The following is a 23,306-nucleotide window of genomic DNA, read 5'->3' as shown; positions in this document are numbered from 1 at the left end:
GCCCCGGCTTCTGCTTCCGGTGCGGCGAAGGGCGGCGACGATGTATGACGATGCATGAGGAGACCCCGCGTGTCGAGCTCACACCCGCGGCGGCCGAACTGGTGCGGCGGCTGAGCGGGGCGCACGGGCCGCTGATGTTCCACCAGTCGGGCGGCTGCTGCGACGGCAGCGCGCCCATGTGCTACCCGGAGGGCGAGTTCCGTACCGGCGGCTCGGACGTGCTGCTCGCGGAGCTGGAGGTGGAGGGGGTGGACCGGCCGGTGACGTTCTGGATGTCGCGCAGCCAGTACGAGGTGTGGAGCCACACCCGGCTGATCGTCGACGTGGTGCCCGGCCGGGGCAGCGGTTTCTCCCTGGAGGCGCCCGAAGGGGTGCGTTTCCTCGTCCGTTCCCGCGTGGTCGGCGCCTGAGCCCCGCGCGGGACACCGCGTCAGGGATGCAGGTTGCCGACGATCTGGGCCGTGGCCGCCAGGCCCTCGTGGATGGTGGCCGCCATGCTCGTACCGGCCAGGAAGAAGCCGAGCAGCACGCAGACCAGGGCGTGCGAGAACTTCAGGGCGCCGTTGCGCACGAAGATCACCGCGATGATCAGGAACAGCAGCACCACAGAGATGGAAACAATCACCGTCAGCCTCCTCCGCCGCGCCCGCATCGCGGCTTTCGGCCGCAAGTGTGGCGCAGCGGAGGGTTCGGCCGGGCGGCAGACGTGTCCTCCGAACGTGTGGTTCTGACGAGTGCCCCGAGTACGTCAGGGGGCCTGGAGGTCGACCAGTGCGGCCAGCTCCTCGCGGTGGGCGCCCGCCGTGCCGTAGGCGAGGGAGTCGGCCTTGGCCCGCTTGAGGCGGAGGTGGACCGGGTGCTCCCAGGTCATGCCGATGCCGCCGTGCAGCTGCAGCGCCTCCTCGGCCGCGTGGACGGCGACGGGGGCCGCGTAGGCCTGGGCGACGGCGACCGCCACGTCGGCGTCCTCGCCCCGGGCCAGCGCGTCGGCCGCGCTCCGGGCGGCGGCGCGGAGGTGGACGACCTGGAGCCACAGCTGGGCGAGCCGGTGCTTGAGCGCCTGGAAGCCGCCGACGGGCCGGTTGAACTGCTTGCGCTCCTTCAGATAGCGCACGGTCTCGGTCAACGACCGCTCGGCGAGGCCGAGTTGCTCGGAGGCGAGCAGTCCGGCCCCGGCGCGCAGGGCCCGGCGTACGGCGGGCTCGGCGTCGCCCAGCCGGCGTCCCGGGGCGCCCTCGAGGACGACCGTCGCCACGGGCCGGGTCAGGTCCAGGGACACCTGCGGTGCGACGGTCACCGCGTCCGCCCCGACGGCGTACAGCCCGCCGTCCTCGGCCGGCACCAGCAGGACATCGGCCACGGCGGCGTCCGCGATGCCGGTCAGCTTCCCGTGCAGGCGCCCGCCTTCGACGCGTACGGCGCGGAAGGCGCCGCCCGGTGCGGTGTGCAGCCCGACGGCCAGGGCGCCGATCGACCGGCCGGACGCCAGGTCGGCCGGCAGCCCGGCGGCCTCCTCGCCCGCGCAGGCCAGCAGCGCCTCGGTGGCGACCACGGCGCTCGTGAGGTACGGGACGGGGGCCACGGCCCGGCCCAGCTCCTCCAGGACCACGGCCGCCTCGCGGTGGGTGGCACCCTGGCCGCCCCGCTCCTCGGGCACCAGCAGCCCGGCCACGCCCATGTCCTCGGCGAGCGACTTCCACAGCGCGAGGTCGTGCGGCTCGTCCGACTCCATGCGCGCGATCACGCCCGCCGGGCCGCAGTGGTCGGTGAGCAGGTCCCGGACGGCGGCGCGCAGCGCCTCTTCCTCCTCCGAGTAGAGAAGATCCGTCATTTGGCCAGGTCCTTCCACGCGACGTCCTTGTCGGTGCGCGGCTCGGCGGGCAGGCCCAGGACGCGCTCGGCGACGATGTTCAGCAGAACCTCGCTGGTCCCGCCCTCGATGCTGTTGCCCTTGGAGCGCAGGTAGCGGTAGCCGGCGTCGCGACCGGTGAAGTCGACCAGTTCGGGGCGGCGCATGCTCCAGTCGTCGTACAACAGTCCTTCCTCACCGCGCAGTTCGACCTCCAGGCCGCTGATCTCCTGGTTGAGGCGGGCGAAGGCGAGCTTCATGCCGGAGCCCTCGGGGCCGGGCTGGCCGGCGACGAGCTGCTGGCGCAGGCGTTCGCCGGTGAGGCGGACGACCTCGGCCTCCACCCACAGCTTCAGCAGTCGCTGGTGCAGGTCGTGGGTGCGCAGTTCCGGGCGTTCGCGCCAGGTCCGCGCGACCGGGCCGATCATGCCGCCCTCGCGGGGCAGCCGCATGCCGCCGATGGACACGCGCTCGTTCATGAGGGTGGTCCGCGCGACCCGCCAGCCGTCGCCGACCTCGCCGAGGCGGCGGGAGTCGGGGATGCGGACGCCGGTCAGGAAGACCTCGTTGAACTCGGCCTCCCCGGTGATCTGGCGCAGCGGCCGGACCTCGACGCCGGGGTCGGTCATGTCGCAGATGAAGTACGTGATGCCCTGGTGCTTGGGCACGTCCGGGTCGGTGCGGGCGATGAGGATGGCCCAGCGGGCGAGGTGGGCGCTGGAGGTCCACACCTTCTGCCCGTCGACCACCCAGTGTCCCCCACTCTCGGCTGCGCTCGAGCGGGAGGTGCCCCCGCCGTCCCGCACGGCCCGGGTGCCCAGGGCGGCCAGGTCGGATCCGGCACCGGGCTCGCTGAACAGCTGGCACCAGACCTCCTCCCCGGTCCACAGGGGCCGCAGAAAGCGCCGCTTCTGCTCCTCGGTGCCGTGGCGCAGGATGGTCGGGGCGGCCATGCCGAGGCCGATGCCGATGCGGCGCGGGTCGTTGTCGGGGGCGCCCGCGGCCTCCAGCTCGGCGTCCACGACGGCCTGGAGGGAGCGGGGGGCGCCGAGGCCGCCGAGGCCCTCGGGGTAGTGCACCCAGGCGAGTCCGGCGTCGAAGCGGGCCTCGAGGAAGTCGAGGCGGTCCGTTGTGGCGGGCGGGTGCGCGGCCAGCAGGTCGCGGGTGCGGCGGCGCAGTCCGGCCGCGTCGACGGGGCTGCCGGTCATGCGGCGGCTCCGTTCTCCGGCGAGGGCACCACGACGACACGGCCGGTGGTGACACCGTCGGCGACCCGCTGCACGGCGGCCGCCGCCCCGCCCAGCGGCACCCGCTCGCTCACCAGCGGCCTGATCGCGCCCCGGGCGGCCAGCTCGGTGAGCTGCTCGTGGCAGTGCCGGACCAGCTTGGGGTTCTTGGTGTTGTACAGGCCCCAGTGCAGGCCGAGGATCGCGTAGTTCTTGACGAGGGCGTGGTTGAGCGCCGGGCTCGGGATGGACCCGCTCGCGAAGCCCACGACCACGATCCGGCCCTCGAAGGCGACGACCTTGGCGGACTGGGCGTACGCCCCGCCGCCGACCGGGTCGTAGATCACGTCGGCGCCCCGGCCGCCGGTGACCTCCTTGACGGCGGCGACGACGTCCTCGCCGCGCCGGTCCACGACGACGTCGCAGCCCAGCTCCCGGGCCACGGCGGCCTTCTCCGCGCCGCCGACGACACCGATGACCCTGGCACCGGCTGCCCTGCCGAGCTGCACGGCCGCGCTGCCGACCCCGCCGGCGGCGGCGTGCACGAGCAGCGTCTCGCCGGCCTCCAGGCGGGCCCGGCGGTGCAGGCCGAACCAGCCCGTCTGGTAGCCGATGTGCAGGGCCGCGGCCTCGGCGTCGTCCAGCGTGTCCGGGGCGGGCAGGAGGGCGGCGGCGTCGGCGACGGCGTACTCGGCGAAACCGCCGTACGGCAGCGCCGGGTTGGCGATCACCCGGCGCCCGTCCCCGGTCTCGCCGCAGATCTCCACGCCCGGTGTGAAGGGCAGCGGCGGCCGGACCTGGTACTGGCCCCGGCACAGCAGCGCGTCGGGGAAGTTGACGTTGGCGGCACGCACCTTGAGCAGGACCTGGCCGTCGCCGGGGGTGGGCGGCTCGGTCTCCTCCAGGCGCATCACCTCGCTCGGCTCGCCGTTCTCGTGCACTCGCCATGCCTGCATGCGCCGCCTCCAGGGACTGCGTCGTCGGACCGGTCGACCGCATACTAAGCGGTCGCTTGCCGATCGGGGAACACCGGAAGTCAGCCGTCCTCACCACGACGCGCCCGCCGTGACGGCCGCGCCCGTACGTGCATCCGCTCGCCCTGCGGCCCGAACAGGCTCAGGAACTCCACCGGTCCCTCCCCCGTCGACCCGAACCAGTGCGGCACGCGCGTGTCGAACTCGGCCGCCTCGCCCGCGGTCAGCACGAGGTCGTGCTCGCCCAGCACCAGCCGGAGCCTCCCGGACAGCACGTACAGCCACTCGTATCCCTCGTGGGTCCGCGGGTCCGGCGCCGGCCTGCGCCGCGGCTCGAGCACCTTGAACGCCTGCAGGCCGCCCGGCCGGCGGGTCAGCGGCCAGTGGGTGCGCCCGCCGTGCACGACCGGTTCCACCCGCACCCGCGGGTCGCCGACCGGCGGGGCGCCGACCAGCTCGTCCAGGGGCACCTGATGGGCCTGCGCGATCGGCAGCAGCAGCTCCAGGCTGGGCTTGCGCAGGCCCGACTCCAGCCGCGAGAGGGTGCTGACGGAGATCCCGGTCGCCTCGGAGAGCGCGGCGAGCGTGACCTCCCGCTCCTTCCGGATCCGACGCAGCCGCGGACCCACGTCGGCCAGTACATCCTCGGTGGTCATGCGCTCATTGCAGGATCGGCAAGTTCATTTGTCAATGCGGCATCGCCCGGGCGACCTTCACGGTGGAGGTGGTCACCATGACCGAGAACAAGAGCACCGGGAGCAAGAGCGAGGGATACGAGGCCGTCGTCGTCGGAGGCGGCGCGGCCGGACTCTCCGCCGCGCTGGTCCTCGGCCGGGCCCGGCGGCGCACGCTGCTCGTCGACGCGGGCGAGCCGCGCAACGCGCCCGCCGCGCACATGCAGGGATTCCTGTCCCGGGACGGGATGCCCCCGGCCGAGTTCCTCGCCGCCGGCCGCGAGGAGGTCGCGCGCTACGGCGTCGAGCTGGTCCGGGACCGGGCGGTGGACGCCGTGCGGGACGCCGACGGGGAGTTCGGCGTGACCCTGGCGGGAGGGCGCACCCTGCGTGCCCGGCACCTGGTCGTCGCCACCGGCCTGAAGGACGAGCTCCCGACGGTCCCGGGTCTCGCCGAACGCTTCGGCCGGGACGTGCTGCACTGCCCGTACTGCCACGGCTGGGAGGTCCGCGACCGGGCCTTCGGCGTGCTCGCCGCCGGCCCGCAGAGTGTCCACCAGGCGCTGATGGTGACCCAGTGGTCCAAGGACGTGACCTTCTTCCTGCACGAGCTCACCGAGGCGGAGCTGTCCGACGACGACCGGCGCAGGCTCGCGGCGGCCGGGGTCCGCGTGGTGCCCGGCCGGGTGGCGGAAGTGGTCGTCGAGGCCGACCGGCTGACCGGGGTCCGGCTCGCTGGGGACATCCCCTCCGGGGGAGGCACGGCACACGCCCGCGAGGTGCTGTTCGTCGCGCCCCGCGCCGTCCCGCGGACCGGTCTCCTGCGGCGGCTGGGCGCCGAACTGCGCGAGACACCGTTCGGGGCGTACCCCGTGATCGACGAACGGGGCCTGACGACCGTGCCCGGCCTGTGGGCGGCAGGGAACGCGAGCGGCTTCGCCGAGCAGGTGATCAACGCGGCGAGCCGCGGCTACCGGGCCGGTGCGGCGGTCAACGGCGAGCTGCTGTTCGCCGACCTCGACGCGGCCGTCGCGACGGGCGGTACCGCCCGGGTGTAGGACGCCGCCTTCCGGTGCACCCTGACCGCATGTTGCTCGCCCGGTTGGCCCAGGTGTCGCGGGAGGTCGCGGCCACTTCGGCGCGGTCGGAGAAGACCGCCCTGCTCGCGGAGCTGTTCCGGGAGGCGGAGGCGGACGACGTGCCGATCGTCATTCCGTACCTGGCCGGGCGGCTGCCGCAGGGACGGCTGGGCGTGGGGTGGAAGGTGCTGGGCCGCGGGGTCCCGCCCGCCCCCGCGCCCTCCCTGACCGTGCGCGAGGTGGACCTCCGGCTGAGCGGGCTCGGCACGGTGTCCGGGCCCGGAGCGCAGGCGGAACGGTCGCGGATCATCGGCGAGTTGATGGGCGCGGCGACCGAGGACGAGCAGCGGTTCCTGCGGGGGCTGCTCACCGGGGAGGTCCGGCAGGGCGCGCTGGACGCCATCGCCGTGGAGGGGCTGGCCCGGGCGACGGGTGCGCCGCCGGCGGACGTGCGGCGGGCGGTGATGCTGGCCGGGTCGCTGCGGGCGGTGGCGCGGGCGCTGCTCGCGGACGGCCCGTCGGCGCTGGAGCGTTTCCGGCTCACCGTCGGCCGCCCGGTGCTGCCGATGCTGGCGCACAGCGCCTCCTCGGTGGCCGAGGCGGTCGACAGGCTGGGCGCCTGCGCCGTCGAGGAGAAGCTGGACGGCATCCGCGTCCAGGTCCACCGGGACGGCGGCACCGTACGGATCCACACCCGCACCCTCGACGACATCACCGGCCGGCTGCCCGAAGTGACCGCCGCCGCCCTGGGCTTGGCGGGCGAGCGGTTCGTCCTGGACGGCGAGGTCATCTCCTTCGGGGCGGACGGGCGGCCGCGGTCGTTCCAGGAGACCGCCGGGCGCGTCGGCTCCCGGGTGGACGTGGCCGCGGCCGCCGAGGCGGTCCCCGTCTCCCCCGTCTTCTTCGACGTGCTGTCGGCCGGCGACCGCGATCTGCTCGACCTGCCGCTGACCGAGCGGCACGCCGAGCTGGCCCGGCTGGTCCCGGAGCCGATGCGGGTCCGGCGCACCGTGCTGTCCGAACCGGAGGACGTGGCCGAGGCGGAGCGGTTCCTCGCCGAGACGCTGGCGCGCGGCCACGAGGGTGTCGTCGTCAAGGCCCTCGACGCCCCCTACAGCGCGGGCCGGCGCGGCGCGTCCTGGCTGAAGGTCAAACCCGTGCACACCCTGGACATGGTGGTCCTGGCCGCCGAGTGGGGCCACGGCCGCCGCACCGGCAGACTGTCCAACCTGCACCTGGGTGCCCGCACCGCCGACGGCGGCTTCGTCATGCTGGGCAAGACCTTCAAGGGCATGACGGACGCGATGCTGGCCTGGCAGACCGAGCGGCTGCGCCGGCTGGCCGTCGAGGAGAAGGGGTGGGGGGTGACCGTACGCCCGGAGCTCGTCGTCGAGATCGCCTACGACGGCCTGCAGCGCTCCTCCCGCTATCCGGCGGGCGTCACCCTCCGCTTCGCCAGGGTCGTGCGCTACCGGGAGGACAAGCGCCCCGAGGAGGCGGACACCGTTCAGACACTGCTGGCCGCGCATCCGGAGGTGGGGCCGTGACGGACCGGCGGGGGAGGCGGAGCGCGGGTCTGCTGCTGTTCCGGCGCGCCGACGACGGCCTTCAGGTCCTGCTCGGCCACATGGGCGGCCCGCTGTGGGCCCGGCGGGAGGCCGGCGCCTGGACCGTGCCCAAGGGCGAGTACGCCCCGGACGAACCCGCCTGGGAGGCCGCCCGCCGCGAGTTCCAGGAGGAGCTGGGGCTGGAGCCGCCCGACGGCGAGGCGGTGCCGCTGGGCGAGGTCCGGCAGGCGAACGGCAAGACCGTCACGGTCTGGGCGGTGGAGGCCGACCTCGACCCGGCGGCGATCAGCCCCGGCACGTTCCTGATGGAGTGGCCGCCGCGGTCCGGGCGGACGCGGGAGTTCCCGGAGCTCGACCGCGTGGCGTGGCTCGGTCTGGACCGAGCCCGCGAGGTGATCGTCAGGGCCCAGGCCGCGTTTCTCGACCGGCTGGCTGAGCACTCGCTCTGAGGAGGCCCTCACGCGTTGCGGCGGGCACCGCGGCGCGCGAAGGTCGAAACACAGCCCGTTCCAGGGGAGGTCAGCCATGTCCATTGCCACGGTGAACCCGGCCAACGGCGAGACGCTCAAGACGTACGAGGCCATGGGCGAGGAGGAGCTCGAGCGTCGGCTCCAGCTCGCCCGGGCCACGTTCCGCACGTACCGGACGACGGCCTTCGCCGAGCGGGCCCGGCTGATGAACAGGGCCGCCGATCTCCTCGACGAGGACCAGGAGGAGATCGCCCGTGTCATGACCACGGAGATGGGGAAGCCGGTCAAGCAGGCCCGCGCGGAGGCCGCGAAGTGCGCCAAGGCGATGCGCTGGTACGCCGGGCACGCCGAGGAACTGCTCGCGGACGAGGAGCCCGCCGCCGCCGACGTGAAGGACTCCGGGGCCTCCCGGGCCCTGGTGCGCTACCGGCCGCTCGGTCCGGTACTGGCGGTGATGCCGTGGAACTTCCCGCTGTGGCAGGTGATCCGGTTCGCGGCTCCCGCGCTGATGGCCGGCAACGTCGGCCTGCTCAAGCACGCCTCCAACGTGCCGCAGACCGCCCTGTACCTGGAGGACCTGTTCCACCGGGCGGGCTTCGCCGAGGGCTGTTTCCAGACCCTGCTCGTCGGCTCCGGCGCGGTCGACGACATCCTGCGCGACGAGCGCGTGAAGGCGGCCACGCTGACCGGCAGCGAGCCGGCGGGGCGGGCGGTGGCGTCCACCGCCGGGGAGATGGTCAAGAAGACGGTGCTGGAGCTGGGCGGCAGCGACCCGTTCGTCGTGATGCCCTCCGCCGACCTCGACCGGGCCGCCGAGGTCGCGGTGACCGCACGGGTGCAGAACAACGGGCAGTCGTGCATCGCCGCCAAGCGGTTCATCGTGCACACGGACGTCTACGACGCCTTCGCCGAGCGGTTCGTGGCCGGCATGAGGGCGCTGAAGGTCGGCGATCCGATGCGGGAGGACACCGAGGTGGGGCCGCTGTCCAGCGAGCGCGGCCGGGCGGATCTGGAGGAGCTGGTCGACGACGCCAGGCGCGGCGGGGCGAGCGTGCTGTGCGGTGGCGAACGGCCCGACGGGCCCGGTTGGTACTACCCGCCGACCGTACTGGCGGGCATCACCCGCGAGATGCGCATCCACCGCGAGGAGGCCTTCGGACCGGTGGCCACGCTGTACCGGGCGGCCGACCTGGACGAGGCCGTGCTGATCGCCAACGACTCGCTGTTCGGACTGAGTTCGAACGTCTGGACGCGGGACGAGAGCGAGGTCGACCGGTTCGTACGGGACCTGGAGGCGGGCGGGGTGTACGTCAACGGGATGACCGCCTCGCACCCGGCGTTCCCCTTCGGCGGGGTGAAGCGGTCGGGGTACGGGCGTGAGCTGTCCGGGCACGGAATCCGCGAGTTCTGCAACATCACCACCGTATGGCACGGGGCGTGAGGGTTCCGCGGCTACGATCACCTTTGTGAACCGCGAAGTGACTCTGCCTCTGATCGTCGACGACTGCGGCACGTTGCAGGTGGCCGCGGCCGACGTGAGCAAGCTGCTGCGGACGGTCGGCGGCCGATGGCTGCGTCTGGTGGAGGCCGGCCAGGAGGGTCTCGACGAGGACACGGTCGCCGCCCTGACCATCGAACTGGCCAAGCTGGCCGACCGTATCGATGTCGCCTGCATCGCCCACAGCAGCGGCGCGGCGCCTTCCGGCTGACCGGAGGAATCCGCCCCGGCGACGCGTTGCCGGGCGCCCCGGTCCGTTGCGCGGCCGGTCACGCGGCACACGCGGCCGGGCGCCCCGGTCCGTTGCGCGGGCCGGTCACGCGGCACACGCGGCCGGGCGCCCGCCCGAAGGCCGGTCCGCTCCCTCCATGAAGTGCCTTCCGACCAGCGGTTTTCTGCTCGGCCGGGGCGGCGCCGCCGGTGGTGCGGGGGACGTGTGGGGCTTACTCGCCGTCGCCGGATTGGAGTAGTCCACCGAGAGATCACCGCCTCTTTCGGGCGATCGTGGGTGGACCACCCTTCTGGGTGCACCACCCTCTGACCGGGGGGCTACCGGCCTTCCGGAAGGCGAAAGCAGGCACGGCTCATGGCGACTTTGTGCAGACCTTCGGTGTCCGTTCCAGAGCACGTGATCACGATGGAGGAAACGCTGGAGCTCGCACGCTCCCGCCACGCGGACCACCCGCAACTCCCGCTGGCCCTCCGGCTGATCGAGAACACCGGCGTGCGCACCCGGCACATCGTGCAACCCATCGAGGAGACCCTCAAGCATCCCGGCTTCGAGCAGCGCAACAAGCTCTACGAGCAGGAGGCCAAGGCCAGGGTCCCCGAGGTCGTCCGGCACGCGCTCGACGACGCCGGACTCCTGTCCTCCGACATCGATGTCATCATCTACGTCTCGTGCACGGGCTTCATGATGCCCTCGCTCACGGCGTGGATGATCAACGAGATGGGCTTCGACTCGACCACCCGCCAGCTGCCCATAGCCCAGCTGGGCTGTGCGGCCGGCGGCGCGGCGATCAACCGGGCCCACGACTTCTGCACGGCCTACCCGGACGCCAACGCGCTCATCGTGGCCTGCGAGTTCTGCTCGCTGTGCTACCAGCCCACCGACCTCGGCGTCGGTTCCCTGCTCTCCAACGGCCTGTTCGGCGACGGCATCGCCGCCGCCGTGGTCCGCGGCACCGGCGGCACCGGCGTCCGGCTGGAGCGCAACGGCTCGTACCTGATACCCGAGACCGAGGAGTGGATCGCGTACGACGTCCGGGAGACCGGCTTCCACTTCCTGCTGGACAAACGGGTGCCCACCACCATGGAGCCGCTCGCCCCGGCCCTGCGGGACCTGGCTGGAGTGCACGGCTGGGACGCGTCCGACCTGGACTTCTACGTCATCCACGCGGGCGGCCCCCGCATTCTGGACGACCTCAGCAAGTTCCTGGACGTCGAGCCGCACGCGTTCCGGTTCAGCCGGGCCACGCTCACCGAGTACGGCAACATCGCCAGCGCCGTCGTCCTGGACGCGCTGCGCCGGCTGTTCGACGAGGGCGCCCCCGAGGACCGGGCGCGCGGGCTGCTCGCCGGGTTCGGCCCCGGCATCACCGCCGAGATGTCGCTCGGCAGCTGGCAGATCGGGGCCGGGGCATGACCGAGGAGACGCTCACCGAGACACTGCCCCCGGTGCGGCGCCGGTCCACGCCCGACCCGGCCGGCGTCGACTTCGACCCGGTCCTGGCCGGTCTGATGGCAAAGAGCCCGGTCACCCGCGTCGAGTCGCCCGACGGCGAGGGCCGGGCGTGGCTGGTGACCCGTATGGACGACGTGCGAACGGTCACCGACGACCCCCGGTTCAGCCGCGCGGCGGCCATGGACCGCCAGGTCACCGGCCCGGCCCCGCACTCCGCGCCGACCCGCGACGCGGTCGGCCTCCTGGACCCGCCCGACCACACCCGGCTGCGCCGCTCGGTCGCCCCCGCCTTCACCGCGCACGGTGTCGAGCGGGTACGGGAGAGCTCCCGGCGGATGCTGGACGAACTGGTCGGTGATCTCCTCCGAGGCGGCCCGCCCGCCGATCTCACACGTGCGGTGCTCAGCCCGTTCCCGATCGCGGTGATCTGCGAGCTGATGGGGGTGCCGCCCGCCGACCGGCACGGCGTGCACGCCTGGACCCGGCTGATCCTGTCCTCCCCGCACGGCGCCGACGCCCGCGAGCAGGCCGGGGAGGAGATGGGCGCGTACTTCGCCGAGCTCATCGACGCGCGGGTGGAGAGCACCGGTGAGGACGTCGCCTCGCTCCTCGGCGCGGCCGTGGGACGCCGGGAGATCACCCTGCGGGAGGCCGTGGGTCTCGCGGTGCTCCTGCAGACCGGCGGCGAGGCGGTCACCCACCTCGGCGGGCAGATGTTCTACGTCCTGCTCACCCGCCCCGAGCTGGCCGAACGGCTGCGCCGTGAGCCGGGGATCCGCCCGCGGGCCGTCGACGAACTGCTGCGCTGGATTCCGCACCACAACGCGGTCGGGCTGTCCCGGACCGCTCTGGAGGACGTGGAGGTCGGGGGCGTACGGATGCGTGCCGGCGACGCCGTCCACGTGTCGTACCTCGCCGCCAACCGCGACCCGGACGTCTTCCCGGACCCCGAGTCGATCGACTTCTCGCGCAGTCCGAACCCGCACGTGGCGTTCGGCTCCGGCCCGCACCGCTGCCCGGGCGGCCGGTTGGCCCGGCTGGAGTCGGAGCTGCTGCTCGACGCCCTGCTGGACCGGGTGCCGGGGCTGAGGCTCGCGGTGCCGGCGGATCAGGTGCCCTTCAGGAAGGGCGCTTCGGTCCGCGGGCCCGAGGCCCTGCCCGTGACGTGGTGAGCCCGCCATGACCACGGAGGGACTGCTCGTGCCGCCGGGCCACGGGCGCGTCGTCGAAACGCCGGCCCAGCGCGTGACGTTCAAGGTCACCGGCTCGCACTCGCGGGTGGCCTCCACCTTCGAGGTGGAGGTCCCGCCCGGCTTCGACGTGGGCGCCCATGTGCACACGCGCAGCGAGGAGTTGTTCTACGTGCTCGAGGGCGAGCTGGACGTGCTCGCCTTCGAGCCGCGGATCCGGACCCCCGACCACTGGCAGAAGTGGGAGTCCGGCTCCGGCAACCGCGTGGTGCGGGCGACCCCGGGTACGGTCATCGTCGTGCCCCCGGGCTGCCCGCACGCGTTCGCCAACCCGACCGACTCCCCGGCGAAGATGTTCTTCCAGGCCTCCCCGCCCCCGGACCACGAGCGCTACTTCGAGGAACTGCTCGACATCCTGGGCGACGGAGGCCCGCCGGACCACGAGGCCATCGAAGCACTGCGCAAGCGCTACGACATCGAGCAGCTGACGCCGCTCAGGCACCGCTGACGCCGTCAGCGGATCGGCATCCCCGAGATCGTCCGGGAGATCACCAGCCGCTGGATCTCACTCGTGCCCTCGAAGATCGTGTAGATCGCCGCGTCGCGGTGCATCCGCTCCACCGGGTACTCCCTGGTGTAGCCGTTGCCGCCCAGGATCTGGATCGCCTGGGCGGTGACCTTCTTCGCGGTCTCGCTGGCGAACAGCTTGGACATCGAGCCCTCGGCGGCGGTGAACGGCCTGCCGTTGACCGCCATCCAGGAGGCGCGCCAGACCAGCAGGCGGGCGGCGTCGACCTGAGTGCGCATGTCGGCGAGCTGGAAGGCGACGCCCTGGTTGTCGATGATCGGCCGGCCGAACTGCTCGCGGGTCATGGCGTAGTCGAGGGCGACCTCGTACGCGGCCCGGGCGGTGCCCACCGCCATCGCGCCGACGGCCGGACGGGACGCCTCGAAGGTGGCCATCGCCGCGTTCTTGACGCGGTCGCCACCCTTCTGGGCCTTCTCCCGGGCCCGGGCCAGGCGCTCGTCGAGCTTCTCCTTGCCGCCGAGCAGGCAGGAGCCGGGGACGCGCACGCCGTCCAGGATCACCTCGGCGGTGTGCGAGGCGCGGATGCCGTGCTTCTTGAACTTCTGGCCCTGGGACAGCCCCGGCGTGTTCGGCGGAACGACGAAGGAGGCGTGGCCCTTGGAGCCGAGCTCCGGGTCGACGGAGGCGACGACCACGTGCACGTTGGCGATGCCGCCGTTGGTCGCCCAGGTCTTGGTGCCGTTGATCACCCACTCGTCCTTGGCCTCGTCGTACACCGCGCGGGTGCGCAGGGAGGCCACGTCGGAACCGGCGTCGGGCTCGGAGGAGCAGAACGCGGCGACCTTGACGTCGCTCGCGTCGCCGTACATCTGGGGGATCCAGGTGCCGATCTGCTCCTCGGTGCCGTTGGCGAGGACGCCGACCGCGGCCAGGCCGGTGCCGACGATGGACAGGGCGATGCCGGCGTCGCCCCAGAACAGCTCCTCCATGGCCATGGGGATGCCGAGGCCGGTGGAGTCGAAGTACTGCTGGGCGTAGAAGTCGAGGGAGTAGATGCCGACCTTCGCGGCCTCCTGGATGACCGGCCAGGGCGTCTCCTCGCGCTCGTCCCATTCGGCGGCCGCGGGCCGGATCACGTCGGCCGCGAAGCCGTGCAGCCAGTCCCGGACCTCCTTCTGTTCGTCGTTGAGCTCCATGGTGAACTCGGCCATGTCCCCTCCAGCGGCGCACACGCGTGTTACTTGCGGTAACCCTACTGTGTCGCCCACCGGTGGAGGAAGTCGGCTTCCGGCGACTCCTCGGCAGCCCGTTCGATCTTTTGGGCACGGTCAGTGTTAGTTTGCGCAGGCGTCACCGAATCAGCACGGGTGGGGAGAGCTCATGGACACCACGCAGCGGACCGGTCAGCAGCGGTCCGCCGACCGCCGACGGCGCGAGCTGCTGGAGGCCGCCGACCGGGTGGTGCTGCGCGACGGCCCGCAGGCATCGATGAACGCCATCGCCGCCGAGGCCGGCATCACCAAGCCGATCCTCTACCGCCACTTCGGCGACAAGGGCGGGCTGTACGCCGCCCTCGCCAAGCGGCACACCGACGCCCTGCTCGACTCGCTGCGGGCCGCGCTGGACGCCCCCGCGGACCGACGCGAGCGGGTGGAGGCCACGCTGGACACCTACCTCGCGGCCATCGAGGCCCGTCCGCAGGTCTACCGGTTCCTGATGCACCCGGCGGAGGGCGGTCAGGGCGGCGACCAGGGCTTCGACGTCGGCAGGCACTCCGCCCCGCTGCTGCGCCGCATGGGCGAGGAACTGGCCCAGGTCGTCGAGGAGCGGCTGGACCTCGGCCCGGGCAGCCAGCAGCTGGCCCGTGTGTGGGGGCACGGCATCGTCGGCATGATGCACGCGGCCGGTGACTGGTGGCTGGGTGAGCGCCCCTGCTCCCGCGCGGAGCTGGTGCGCAGCCTGGCGGACCTGTTGTGGGGCCGGCTGGCGGCGGCCGGGGACAAAGTGGGCGGCCCGGGCTTCTAGGCCTTCCCGGCGCCCTTCCGGTCCGTGCGGTTCCAGGGCGCCTTCGCCGCCTGTCTCAGCGCCCTGCGTCTGCGCCACCCCGTGAGGTGGTCCACGTACAGGCGCCCCTGGAGGTGGTCGCACTCGTGCTGCAGGCACCGGGCGAAGAACCCCGTCCCGTGCACGGTGACCGGCTCCCCGGTCACCGTGAAACCCTCGACGACCGCGTGGTCGTAGCGCTCCGTCCCCGCCTCCAGGCCCGGCAGGGACAGGCAGCCCTCCGGGCCGCGGACCCGCACGCCGTCCGCCTCCACCAGCCGCGGGTTCACCACATGGCCCAGGTGGCGCACGTCCTCGTCGTCCGGGCAGTCGTACACGAACACGCGCAGGGACTCCCCCACCTGATTGGCGGCCAGGCCCACGCCCCGTGCCTCGTACATCGTGGCGAACAGGTCCTCCACCAGCCGGGACAGCGCGGGGCCGAAGTCGGTGACCTCGGCGCAGGGCGCGTCGAGGGCGGGGTCGCCGAGCAGGGTGAGGGGCCGGACGCGTCCGCGGGCGCCGGGGATCGAGCCGTGTCGCATGGCGGCAAGGGTACGGTTCCCTCGGCCCGTGCCCGCCGCGCAGGCACGGGCCGGGATTCGGGAGCGCCGGTGGATCTCGATAGGCTGAGGCCCCCACCACGTTGCCGGATGACTCAGGCGCGGCGCGTACGCAAGGAGGATCGAGGACTGATGGCAGGCAACTCGGACCCGCTCACGCCGCGGGCCAAGCTGGCCGTGACCGCGGGCAAGGCGGTCGCCGCGGCATCGCGTGCCGCGGGTCGCGGCAGCGGTTCGGTGATCGGGGGCCGGGTGGCCCTCAAGCTCGACCCCGACCTGCTCGGCCGGCTCGCCCAGCACCTGGACGTGATCCTGGTCTCGGCGACCAACGGCAAGACCACGACCACCCGGCTCATCGCCGAGGCCCTGCGGGCCGCGGGCCCGGTCGTCTCCAACGCCCTCGGCGCCAACATGCCCGCGGGCATCACCTCGGCGCTGGCGGGCGGCTCGGACGCCAAGTTCGGCGTGATAGAGGTCGACGAGAAGTACCTCGCGGGCGTGGCCCGGGACACCGCCCCCAGGTGCATCGCGCTGCTCAACCTCTCCCGCGACCAGCTCGACCGCGCCGGCGAGACCCGGATGCTCGCCGAGAACTGGCGCGAGGCCCTGACCGGCTCCAAGGCCGTGATCGTCGCCAACTGCGACGATCCGCTGGTGGTGTGGGCCGCGTCCTCCTCCCCCAATGTGATCTGGGTGGCCGCCGGGCAGATGTGGAAGGACGACGCCTGGTCCTGCCCGTCCTGCGGCGGTGTGATGCAGCGCCCCGGTGACGACTGGTTCTGCGGCGAGTGCGGCTTCCGCCGGCCCGCCCCCAGCTGGGCGCTGAACGGCGACCACGTCCTCGACCCGCACGGCTCCGCCTGGCCGATCCACCTGCAGCTGCCGGGCCGCGCCAACAAGGCCAACGCCGCCTCCTCCGCGGCCGTCGCCGCCGTCTTCGGCGTGCCGCCGCAGGTCGCCCTGGAGCGGATGTACCAGGTGCAGGCGGTCGCCGGCCGCTACGACGTCGTGCAGTTCCAGGGCCGCGACCTGCGGCTGCTGCTGGCGAAGAACCCGGCCGGCTGGCTGGAGACCTTCTCCCTGATCGACCCGCCGCCCGCGCCCGTCATCCTGTCGGTGAACGCCCGCAGCGCCGACGGCACCGACACCTCCTGGCTGTGGGACGTCGACTACACCCGCCTGACCGGCCACCCGCTCTTCGTGCTCGGCGAACGGAAGCTGGACCTCGCGGTGCGCCTGGAGGTCGCCGGCCAGCAGTTCCAGGTCTGCGACGACCTCGACCAGGCCCTCCAGCAGGCACCGCCCGGCCGGATCGAGGTCATCGCCAACTACACCGCGTTCCAGGACCTGCGCCGCCGCGTCGGCAACTGACCCCTAAGGACGAGCACTTCATGAGCGACAACCAACTGCGGCTGGTGTGGATCTACCCGGACCTGCTGAGCACCTACGGCGACCAGGGCAACGTGCTCGTCGTGGAGCGCCGGGCCCGGCAGCGCGGCCTGGACGTGGCCCGCCTGGACGTGCGCAGCGACCAGCCCATCCCGACCTCCGGCGACATCTATCTGATCGGAGGCGGCGAGGACCGGCCGCAGCGGCTCGCGGCGGAGCGGCTGCGCCGTGACGGCGGTCTGACCCGGGCCGTGGAGAACGGCGCGATCGTCTTCTCGGTCTGCGCCGGCTACCAGATCCTCGGCCACGAGTTCATCAACGACCTCGGACAGCGCGAGCCGGGACTGGGCCTGCTCGACGTGGTGTCGGTGCGCGGCGAGGGCGAGCGGTGCGTCGGCGACGTGCTGGGCGACATCGACCCGCGGCTCGGCCTGCCCCCGCTGACCGGGTTCGAGAACCACCAGGGCCTCACCCACCTCGGCTCCACCGCCCGCCCGTTCGCCCAGGTCCGGATCGGCAAGGGCAACGGCACCGGCGACGGCACGGAGGGCGCGTACAACGACACCGTCTTCGGCACGTACATGCACGGTCCGGTGCTGGCCCGCAACCCGCTGGTCGCGGACCTGCTGCTGAAGCTGGCACTCGACGTCAACGCGCTCCCGCCGGTCGACGACAGCTGGTACGAGGCCCTGCGCAACGAGCGCATCGCGGCGGCGCAGCAGCCCGCTTAGGTCCGCCGCGCTCGTGCGTCCACCCGTGCGAGACCTGTGCGGGAACGGTTCTTCCGGCGCCCCGGCGGACCGCGCGCACCGGCCCGCCGGTACGGCGCGAGCAGCCCGTCTGACGGGCCGTCCGCACAGGTGAGCGGCCCTGTCCAGCAGGCGGACGGACGGTTCGGCCCCGCCCCCGGGTACCGCTAGGGTGGCGGGGACCGAGCCGGACAGCGCGGTCCGGTCCCGTGCCCACGTGGAGAAGGTTGTTCGGGCTATGCGCATTGGTGTCCTCACGTCCGGCGGCGACTGTCCCGGCCTGAACGCCGTCATCCGGTCCGTCGTGCACCGCGCCGTCGTCGACCACGGCGACGAGGTCATCGGCTTCCGCGACGGCTGGAAGGGCCTGCTGGAGTGCGACTACCTCAAGCTGGACCTCGACGCGGTGGGCGGCATCCTGGCCCGCGGCGGCACCATCCTCGGCTCCTCCCGGGTCCGCCCCGAGCACCTGCGGGACGGGGTGGAGCGGGCCAGGGGCCACGTCGAGGAGCTCGGCCTGGACGCGGTCGTCCCGATCGGCGGCGAGGGCACGCTCAAGGCGGCCCGGCTGCTGTCGGACAGCGGTCTGCCGATCGTCGGTGTGCCGAAGACCATCGACAACGACATCGCGGCCACGGACGTCACCTTCGGCTTCGACACGGCCGTGACCGTCGCCACCGAGGCGCTGGACCGGCTGAAGACCACTGCCGAGTCCCACCAGCGCGTGCTGATCGTGGAGGTCATGGGCCGCCACACCGGCTGGATCGCGCTGCAGTCCGGCATGGCGGCCGGCGCCCACGCCGTCGTCGTCCCCGAACGGCCCTTCGACATCGAGGAGCTGGCGAAGAGGGTCGGCGAGCGTTTCGCGGCGGGCAAGCGGTTCGCGATCGTGGTGGCCGCGGAGGGCGCCAAGCCCAGGGCGGGCACCATGGACTTCGACGAGGGCGGCAAGGACGTCTACGGCCACGAGCGGTTCGCCGGCGTCGCCCGGCAGCTCTCGGACGAGCTGGAGCGGCGGCTCGGCAAGGAGGCCCGGCCGGTCATCCTCGGGCACGTCCAGCGCGGCGGCACCCCGACGGCGTACGACCGGGTGCTGGCCACCCGGTTCGGCTGGCATGCCGTGGAGGCCGTGCACCGCGGGGAGTTCGGCCGGATGACGGCGCTGCGCGGCACGGACATCGTGACGGTGCCGCTCGCCGAGGCGGTCGCGACCCTGAAGACGGTACCGGCGGAGCGGTACGCCGAGGCGGAGTGTGTTCTGTAGAACACACGCGTAAGCACAAACCGCCCCCGGTCGCAAGAGCGGCCGGGGGCGGCTCTAGTGTGGGTGCGGACAGACAGCTGTGGACAGACAGCGCACAACCCCACGAAACAGGAGCCGGCTGATGGATCACAGCGGGCACGGCATGATGGATCTGCCGCCGTTCACGCTGGAACGCGGCCTTCAGTGGTCCGCGGACCCCTTCTTTCTCGTCGCCTGCCTGCTCGGGCTCGCGCTGTACGGCTGGGGCGTGGTGCGGCTGCGACGGCGCGGCGACTCCTGGCCGGTGGGCCGGACGGTGGCGTACGTCATCGGTGTGCTGACCGTGGTCCTGGTGATGTGCACCGGGCTGAACGACTACGGCATGGTCATGTTCAGCGTGCACATGGTCCAGCACATGGTCATCAGCATGCTCTCGCCGATCCTGATCCTGCTCGGCGCCCCGGTCACGCTGGCGCTGCGCGCGCTGCCGGTGGTCAAGGGCCGCAAGGGGCCGCGCGAGCTGCTGCTGATGCTGCTGCACAGCCACTACATGCGGGTCATCACCCACCCCCTCTTCACCATCCCGATGTTCATCGCGAGCCTGTACGCGCTGTACTTCACGCCGCTCTTCGACTTCCTGATGGGGTCGAAGACCGGGCACGTCGCGATGATGGTGCACTTCCTCGCGGTGGGCCTGGTCTTCTTCTGGCCGATCATGGGCGTCGACCCGGGCCCGAACCGGTCGGGTTACCTCATGCGGATGCTGCAGCTGTTCGCGGGCATGCCGTTCCACGCGTTCTTCGGCATCGCGCTGATGATGGCGACCGCGCCCATGGTGGAGACCTTCCTGCACCCGCCCGCCTCCCTCGGCATCGACGCCCTGACCGACCAGAACGCGGCCGGCGGCATCGCCTGGGCCTTCAGTGAGATCCCGTCCGTACTGGTGCTGCTCGCCCTGCTCTTCCAGTGGTACGGCTCCGAACAGCGCCAGGCCCGGCGCCAGGACCGCGCCGCGGAGCGTGACGGCGACAAGGAGCTCGAGGCGTACAACGCCTATCTGGCCTCCCTGAACGCCCAGGGGAACTGAACGGGTTCCCTCATTCGGCACCCCTGCCCCGTACCGCCCCGTACTGCTTCGCCGCGGTCCGGGGCACCATGGAGGCAACCGACCATGAGGAGGGTGCCGCGATGCCCGGTTCCACGGACGGCTCCACGAGAGCGATGGGGGTGCTCACCGTGGGCGCCCTCGTCGCGGTGACGGCCTACACGGTGGCGCTCGGCGGCAACGGCTGGCTGTGGTTCGGCTGGGTCGTGCTGGGCCTGATCACACTGAGCATGATCGTCACCCGCGGAACCTGAGGCCCACCCCTATGTGAGCCGTGCCGCCGAGTGCACGCCCGGCTGGTACTTCGGCAGCCGGGCGGTGATCTTCATGCCCGCGCCCGGGGCGGTCTCGATGACCAGCCCGTGGTCGTCGCCGTAGACCTGGCGGAGCCGGTCGTCGACGTTGGACAGCCCGATGCCGCCGGAGGGGCTGTCCTCGCCGGCCAGGATGCGGCGCAGCAGGCCGGGGTCCATGCCGGCGCCGTCGTCCTCGATGACGACCAGGGCCTCGGCGCCGGCGTCCTGTGCGGTGATCCGGATGTGGCAGGTGCCGGTCTTGCCCTCCAGGCCGTGCTTGACGGCGTTCTCCACCAGCGGCTGCAGGCACAGGAACGGCAGGGCGATGGGCAGCACCTCGGGCGCGATCTGCAGGGTGACCGCGAGGCGGTCGCCGAACCGGGCCCGTACGAGCGCCAGATAGTGCTCGATGGCGTGCAGTTCGTCGGCGAGCGTGGTGAAGTCGCCGTGCCTGCGGAAGGAGTAGCGGGTGAAGTCGGCGAACTCCAGCAGCAGCTCGCGGGCGCGCTCGGGGTCGGTGCGGACGAACGAGGCGATCACCGCGAGCGAGTTGAAGACGAAGTGCGGGGAGATCTGCGCGCGCAGGGCCTTGATCTCGGCCTCGATGAGCCGGGTGCGGGAGCGGTCGAGGTCCGCGAGCTCCAGCTGCACGGAGACGAAGCGGGCGACCTCGGCCGCGGCGCGGACCAGGACGGCGGACTCGCGGGGCGCGCAGGCGACGAGGGCGCCGTGCACCCGGTCGTCGACGGTGAGCGGGGCGACGACGGCCCAGCGCACCGGGCAGTCCGGAAGCCGGCAGGTGAGCCGGAAGGCCTCGCCGCGGCCGGTCTCCAGGGGGCCGGTGAGGCGTTCCATGATCTCGCCGCGGTGGTGTGCGCCGACGCCGTCCCAGGCGAGGACCCGGGTGTCGTCCGTGAGGCACAGGGCGTCGGTGCCGAGCAGGGAGCGCAGTCGGCGGGCCGACTTGCGGGCGGTCTCCTCGGTCAGCCCGGCCCGTAGCGGCGGCGCGGCGAGGGAGGCGGTGTGCAGGGTCTGGAAGGTGGCGTGCTCGACGGGGGTGCCGAGTCCGCCGAGGCTCTGCGGCCGGGCGGTGCGCCGGCCGAGCCAGTAGCCGGCGGCGAGCAGCGGCAGCGCGGCCACGCACAGCCCGGCGAGGAACCCGATCACGCCCTCACCTCCGCGCGCAGCTGCTCGGGCAGGTGGAAGCGGGCGAGGACGGCCGCGGTGCCGGCCGGTACCCGGCCCGGTGTGGCCAGGGACACCAGCATCATGGTGAGGAAGCCCAGCGGCACCGACCACAGGGCGGGCCAGGCGAGCAGTGCGTGCAGCGGTCCGGTGCCGGGGAAGCCGGCCATGGTCACGGCGACGGCGACGAGCGCGCCGCCGCCGCCCGCCAGCATCCCGGCGGCCGCGCCGGGCGGGGTGAGCCGCCGCCACCAGATGCCGAGGACGAGCAGCGGGCAGAAGGAGGACGCGGACACCGCGAAGGCGAGCCCGACGGCGTCGGCGACCGGCAGCCCGCCGACCAGGACGCTCGCGGCGAGCGGCGGGGCCATGGAGAGCACCGTGCCGAGCCGGAAGTGCCGCACCCCGCGCGAGGGCAGCACGTCCTGGGTGAGCACCCCGGCCACCGCCATGGTCAGCCCGGAGGCGGTGGACAGGAACGCGGCGAAGGCGCCGCCCGCGACCAGCGCGCCCAGCAGGTCGCCGCCGAGGCCGCCGATCACTCGGTCGGGCAGCAGCAGCACCGCGGCGTCGGCGCTCCTGGTGAGGGTGAGCTCCGGGGCGTAGAGGCGGCCGAGCGCGCCGTACACCGGTGGCAGCAGGTAGAAGCCGCCGATCAGGCCGAGCACGGCCACGGTGGTGCGGCGGGCGGCGACGCCGTGCGGGCTGGTGTAGAAGCGGACGACGACGTGCGGCAGGCCCATGGTGCCGAGGAAGGTGGCGAGGATCAGTCCGTACGTGGCGTACAGCGGGCGTTCCTCGCGACCGGAGGCGAGTGAGGTGGACATGCCGCCGTTGTCGCCGCGGGTGGCCTCGGGTACGCGGGCGCCCGGCGCGAAGGTGAGCCGGGTGCCCTGTTCGACGCGGTGGGTGCCCGCGTTCAGACGCACCCGCTTCTCCTGGTGGACTCGGCCGTCGACGGTTCCGGTCACGGTGACGGTGAGCGGGCGCTCCAGCCGGAGGTCGAGGGTGTCGGCGACGCGGACGGTGCGCTGCTCGCGGAAGGCGGCCGGCTCGTCGAAGGCGCGGCGGGGCGCGCCGTCGTGCTGCCAGGCGAGGACGAGGAAGAGGGCGGGGACGAGCAGCGCGGTCAGCTTCAGCCAGTACTGGAAGGCCTGGACGAAGGTGATGCTGCGCATCCCGCCCGCGGCGACCGTGGCCACCACGACGACGGCGACGATCACTCCGCCGAGTGCGTCGGGCGCGTCGGTGAGCACCGCCAGGGTGAGCCCGGCGCCCTGCAGCTGGGGCAGCAGGTACAGCCAGCCGACGCCGACGACGAAGGCGCCCGCGAGCCGCCGCACGCCCTGGGAGGCGAGCCGGGCCTCGGCGAAGTCGGGCAGCGTGTAGGCGCCGGAGCGGCGCAGCGGGGCGGCGACGAACAGCAGCAGGACCAGATAGCCGGCCGTGTAGCCGACCGGGTACCACAGCATGTCCGGGCCCTGGACGAGGACCAGGCCGGCTATGCCGAGGAACGAGGCGGCGGAGAGGTACTCCCCGCTGATCGCGGCGGCGTTCAGGCGCGGTCCGACGGTGCGCGAGGCGACGTAGAAGTCGGAGGTGGTGCGGGAGATGCGCAGGCCGAACGCGCCGACGAACACGGTGGCCACCACGACGAGGGCGACGGCGGGGACGGTGTAGGCGGAGTTCACGGCGTTCAGCGGTCCCCCACGAGGCGGACGAAGTCGCGTTCGTTGCGCTCGGCGCGGCGCACGTACCAGCGGGCGAGCAGCACCAGCGGGACGTAGAGGCCGAAGCCGAGCACCGCCCACTTCAGGCGCCGGGCGTCGGGGACGGTGGCGAACACCAGCGGCAGCGGGCCGACGAGCAGCGCCAGCACCGCGAACACCGTGAGGCCGGCGCGCAGCTGGCTGCGCATCAGGGAGCGGACGTAGGTGTGGCCGAGGGTGGTCTGCTCGTCGATCTCGGTGCGCGGGCGGTAGTGGCCCGGGG

The 23,306-nt window shown here is 73.0% G+C and carries 24 protein-coding genes and 1 pseudogene; 15 read left to right on the top strand and 10 right to left on the bottom strand.

What is annotated here, in order from left to right; translation table 11 throughout:
- Nucleotides 1–50 precede the first annotated feature (50 nt).
- The gene (locus tag C1I97_RS04435) at nt 51–410 is read left to right on the top strand and encodes a DUF779 domain-containing protein (RefSeq protein ID WP_111001913.1); all 360 of its coding nucleotides are present in this window, start codon (nt 51–53) and stop codon (nt 408–410) included.
- A 20-nt stretch (nt 411–430) separates the two neighbouring features.
- On the opposite strand, the gene C1I97_RS04430 is transcribed toward C1I97_RS04435, so the two are convergent.
- The 5 genes from C1I97_RS04430 to C1I97_RS04410 all read right to left on the bottom strand — a co-directional run bounded on the left by C1I97_RS04430 (nt 431) and on the right by C1I97_RS04410 (nt 4,705).
- On the bottom strand, nt 431–625 hold the full coding sequence (locus tag C1I97_RS04430; RefSeq protein ID WP_111001906.1) for a hypothetical protein: 195 nt from the start codon (nt 623–625) through the stop codon (nt 431–433).
- A 123-nt stretch (nt 626–748) separates the two neighbouring features.
- Complete coding sequence (locus C1I97_RS04425) at nt 749–1,831, bottom strand: acyl-CoA dehydrogenase family protein (RefSeq protein ID WP_111001905.1); 1,083 nt, start codon at nt 1,829–1,831, stop codon at nt 749–751.
- Nucleotides 1,828–3,057 carry an acyl-CoA dehydrogenase family protein gene (locus C1I97_RS04420; protein ID WP_111001904.1) on the bottom strand — a complete coding sequence of 410 codons (1,230 nt, stop codon included), beginning with the start codon at nt 3,055–3,057 and terminating at the stop codon, nt 1,828–1,830. The genes C1I97_RS04425 and C1I97_RS04420 overlap by 4 nt, the downstream gene beginning before the upstream one ends.
- Nucleotides 3,054–4,031, bottom strand: coding sequence for an NADPH:quinone oxidoreductase family protein (locus C1I97_RS04415; protein WP_111001903.1), 978 nt, complete (start codon nt 4,029–4,031; stop codon nt 3,054–3,056). The genes C1I97_RS04420 and C1I97_RS04415 overlap by 4 nt, the downstream gene beginning before the upstream one ends.
- 80 nt (nt 4,032–4,111) lie before the next feature.
- Nucleotides 4,112–4,705, bottom strand: a complete 594-nt coding sequence (locus C1I97_RS04410; RefSeq protein ID WP_111001902.1) for a helix-turn-helix domain-containing protein — start codon at nt 4,703–4,705, stop codon at nt 4,112–4,114.
- A gap of 77 nt (nt 4,706–4,782) precedes the next feature.
- On the opposite strand from C1I97_RS04410, the gene C1I97_RS04405 reads away from it, so the two are divergent.
- From C1I97_RS04405 to C1I97_RS04370, 8 genes and pseudogenes are all read left to right on the top strand, one after another.
- Nucleotides 4,783–5,781: an NAD(P)/FAD-dependent oxidoreductase gene (locus tag C1I97_RS04405; protein ID WP_111001912.1), complete on the top strand. Its 999-nt coding sequence runs from the start codon at nt 4,783–4,785 to the stop codon at nt 5,779–5,781.
- Between the two features lie 29 nt (nt 5,782–5,810).
- Complete coding sequence (locus C1I97_RS04400) at nt 5,811–7,349, top strand: ATP-dependent DNA ligase (protein ID WP_111001901.1); 1,539 nt, start codon at nt 5,811–5,813, stop codon at nt 7,347–7,349.
- Complete coding sequence (locus C1I97_RS04395; protein WP_111001900.1) at nt 7,346–7,819, top strand: NUDIX domain-containing protein; 474 nt, start codon at nt 7,346–7,348, stop codon at nt 7,817–7,819. The genes C1I97_RS04400 and C1I97_RS04395 overlap by 4 nt, the downstream gene beginning before the upstream one ends.
- Nucleotides 7,820–7,895: 76 nt before the next feature.
- Nucleotides 7,896–9,281: an NADP-dependent succinic semialdehyde dehydrogenase gene (locus C1I97_RS04390; RefSeq protein ID WP_111001899.1), complete on the top strand. Its 1,386-nt coding sequence runs from the start codon at nt 7,896–7,898 to the stop codon at nt 9,279–9,281.
- A 25-nt stretch (nt 9,282–9,306) separates the two neighbouring features.
- A complete protein-coding gene (locus tag C1I97_RS04385) occupies nt 9,307–9,549 on the top strand; it encodes a DUF6213 family protein (RefSeq protein WP_111001898.1) in 243 nt (80 codons plus the stop codon).
- Nucleotides 9,550–9,915: 366 nt separating this feature from the next.
- Nucleotides 9,916–10,983, top strand: a pseudogene (locus C1I97_RS04380) (type III polyketide synthase); the annotation flags it as partial.
- A complete protein-coding gene (locus C1I97_RS04375; protein WP_111001896.1) occupies nt 10,980–12,194 on the top strand; it encodes a cytochrome P450 in 1,215 nt (404 codons plus the stop codon). The pseudogene C1I97_RS04380 and the gene C1I97_RS04375, both read left to right, overlap by 4 nt.
- A gap of 7 nt (nt 12,195–12,201) precedes the next feature.
- The gene (locus C1I97_RS04370; protein WP_111001895.1) at nt 12,202–12,720 is read left to right on the top strand and encodes a cupin domain-containing protein; all 519 of its coding nucleotides are present in this window, start codon (nt 12,202–12,204) and stop codon (nt 12,718–12,720) included.
- Between the two features lie 5 nt (nt 12,721–12,725).
- Here the strand turns inward: C1I97_RS04370 and C1I97_RS04365 are convergent, their stop codons facing one another.
- The gene (locus tag C1I97_RS04365) at nt 12,726–13,952 is read right to left on the bottom strand and encodes an acyl-CoA dehydrogenase family protein (RefSeq protein WP_111001894.1); all 1,227 of its coding nucleotides are present in this window, start codon (nt 13,950–13,952) and stop codon (nt 12,726–12,728) included.
- 169 nt (nt 13,953–14,121) lie between these two features.
- On the opposite strand from C1I97_RS04365, the gene C1I97_RS04360 reads away from it, so the two are divergent.
- Complete coding sequence (locus C1I97_RS04360) at nt 14,122–14,766, top strand: TetR family transcriptional regulator (RefSeq protein ID WP_111001893.1); 645 nt, start codon at nt 14,122–14,124, stop codon at nt 14,764–14,766.
- Here the strand turns inward: C1I97_RS04360 and def are convergent.
- Complete coding sequence (def, locus tag C1I97_RS04355; RefSeq protein WP_111001892.1) at nt 14,763–15,329, bottom strand: peptide deformylase; 567 nt, start codon at nt 15,327–15,329, stop codon at nt 14,763–14,765. The two genes, C1I97_RS04360 and def, sit on opposite strands and share 4 nt — an antisense overlap.
- A gap of 150 nt (nt 15,330–15,479) precedes the next feature.
- Between def and C1I97_RS04350 the strand changes: the two genes are divergently transcribed.
- The 5 genes from C1I97_RS04350 to C1I97_RS04330 all read left to right on the top strand — a co-directional run bounded on the left by C1I97_RS04350 (nt 15,480) and on the right by C1I97_RS04330 (nt 20,087).
- Entirely contained in the window at nt 15,480–16,718 is a 1,239-nt protein-coding gene (locus C1I97_RS04350) for a Mur ligase family protein (RefSeq protein WP_111001891.1), read from the top strand.
- Between the two features lie 20 nt (nt 16,719–16,738).
- Nucleotides 16,739–17,467, top strand: coding sequence for a type 1 glutamine amidotransferase (locus C1I97_RS04345; protein WP_111001890.1), 729 nt, complete (start codon nt 16,739–16,741; stop codon nt 17,465–17,467).
- 256 nt (nt 17,468–17,723) lie between these two features.
- Nucleotides 17,724–18,749, top strand: a complete 1,026-nt coding sequence (locus tag C1I97_RS04340) for a 6-phosphofructokinase (RefSeq protein WP_111001889.1) — start codon at nt 17,724–17,726, stop codon at nt 18,747–18,749.
- Nucleotides 18,750–18,870: 121 nt separating this feature from the next.
- Complete coding sequence (locus C1I97_RS04335; protein ID WP_111001888.1) at nt 18,871–19,815, top strand: cytochrome c oxidase assembly protein; 945 nt, start codon at nt 18,871–18,873, stop codon at nt 19,813–19,815.
- Nucleotides 19,816–19,916: 101 nt separating this feature from the next.
- Nucleotides 19,917–20,087 (top strand): hypothetical protein, encoded by a 171-nt coding sequence (locus C1I97_RS04330; RefSeq protein ID WP_181446558.1) that lies wholly within the window; start codon nt 19,917–19,919, stop codon nt 20,085–20,087.
- 9 nt (nt 20,088–20,096) lie between these two features.
- Here the strand turns inward: C1I97_RS04330 and C1I97_RS04325 are convergent, their stop codons facing one another.
- The 3 genes from C1I97_RS04325 to C1I97_RS04315 form a co-directional block, all read right to left on the bottom strand.
- Entirely contained in the window at nt 20,097–21,296 is a 1,200-nt protein-coding gene (locus tag C1I97_RS04325; RefSeq protein ID WP_111001886.1) for a sensor histidine kinase, read from the bottom strand.
- Nucleotides 21,293–23,005 carry a sodium/solute symporter gene (locus tag C1I97_RS04320; RefSeq protein WP_111001885.1) on the bottom strand — a complete coding sequence of 571 codons (1,713 nt, stop codon included), beginning with the start codon at nt 23,003–23,005 and terminating at the stop codon, nt 21,293–21,295. Before C1I97_RS04320 ends, C1I97_RS04325 begins: the two co-directional genes overlap by 4 nt.
- A gap of 5 nt (nt 23,006–23,010) precedes the next feature.
- On the bottom strand, nt 23,011–23,306 hold a 296-nt coding region (locus tag C1I97_RS04315; RefSeq protein WP_111001884.1), incomplete at its 5' end, for a hypothetical protein.

Source organism: Streptomyces sp. NTH33 (assembly GCF_003236365.1).
Classification (GTDB): domain Bacteria; phylum Actinomycetota; class Actinomycetes; order Streptomycetales; family Streptomycetaceae; genus Streptomyces.
Note: the sequence above shows the minus strand (reverse complement) of the source record. Positions and strands in the feature narration are given on the sequence as shown.

Bases quoted from the DNA above. Each gene is read 5' to 3' on its own strand.
- C1I97_RS04435 (WP_111001913.1), top strand. From the start codon at position 51: ATGCATGAGGAGACCCCGCGTGTCGAGCTCACACCCGCGGCGGCCGAA.
- C1I97_RS04425 (WP_111001905.1), bottom strand. From the start codon at position 1,831: ATGACGGATCTTCTCTACTCGGAGGAGGAAGAGGCGCTGCGCGCCGCC.
- C1I97_RS04420 (WP_111001904.1), bottom strand. From the start codon at position 3,057: ATGACCGGCAGCCCCGTCGACGCGGCCGGACTGCGCCGCCGCACCCGC.
- C1I97_RS04415 (WP_111001903.1), bottom strand. From the start codon at position 4,031: ATGCAGGCATGGCGAGTGCACGAGAACGGCGAGCCGAGCGAGGTGATG.
- C1I97_RS04410 (WP_111001902.1), bottom strand. From the start codon at position 4,705: ATGACCACCGAGGATGTACTGGCCGACGTGGGTCCGCGGCTGCGTCGG.
- C1I97_RS04405 (WP_111001912.1), top strand. From the start codon at position 4,783: ATGACCGAGAACAAGAGCACCGGGAGCAAGAGCGAGGGATACGAGGCC.
- C1I97_RS04400 (WP_111001901.1), top strand. From the start codon at position 5,811: ATGTTGCTCGCCCGGTTGGCCCAGGTGTCGCGGGAGGTCGCGGCCACT.
- C1I97_RS04390 (WP_111001899.1), top strand. From the start codon at position 7,896: ATGTCCATTGCCACGGTGAACCCGGCCAACGGCGAGACGCTCAAGACG.
- C1I97_RS04375 (WP_111001896.1), top strand. From the start codon at position 10,980: ATGACCGAGGAGACGCTCACCGAGACACTGCCCCCGGTGCGGCGCCGG.
- C1I97_RS04370 (WP_111001895.1), top strand. From the start codon at position 12,202: ATGACCACGGAGGGACTGCTCGTGCCGCCGGGCCACGGGCGCGTCGTC.
- C1I97_RS04365 (WP_111001894.1), bottom strand. From the start codon at position 13,952: ATGGCCGAGTTCACCATGGAGCTCAACGACGAACAGAAGGAGGTCCGG.
- C1I97_RS04360 (WP_111001893.1), top strand. From the start codon at position 14,122: ATGGACACCACGCAGCGGACCGGTCAGCAGCGGTCCGCCGACCGCCGA.
- def (WP_111001892.1), bottom strand. From the start codon at position 15,329: ATGCGACACGGCTCGATCCCCGGCGCCCGCGGACGCGTCCGGCCCCTC.
- C1I97_RS04350 (WP_111001891.1), top strand. From the start codon at position 15,480: ATGGCAGGCAACTCGGACCCGCTCACGCCGCGGGCCAAGCTGGCCGTG.
- C1I97_RS04345 (WP_111001890.1), top strand. From the start codon at position 16,739: ATGAGCGACAACCAACTGCGGCTGGTGTGGATCTACCCGGACCTGCTG.
- C1I97_RS04340 (WP_111001889.1), top strand. From the start codon at position 17,724: ATGCGCATTGGTGTCCTCACGTCCGGCGGCGACTGTCCCGGCCTGAAC.
- C1I97_RS04335 (WP_111001888.1), top strand. From the start codon at position 18,871: ATGGATCACAGCGGGCACGGCATGATGGATCTGCCGCCGTTCACGCTG.
- C1I97_RS04330 (WP_181446558.1), top strand. From the start codon at position 19,917: ATGCCCGGTTCCACGGACGGCTCCACGAGAGCGATGGGGGTGCTCACC.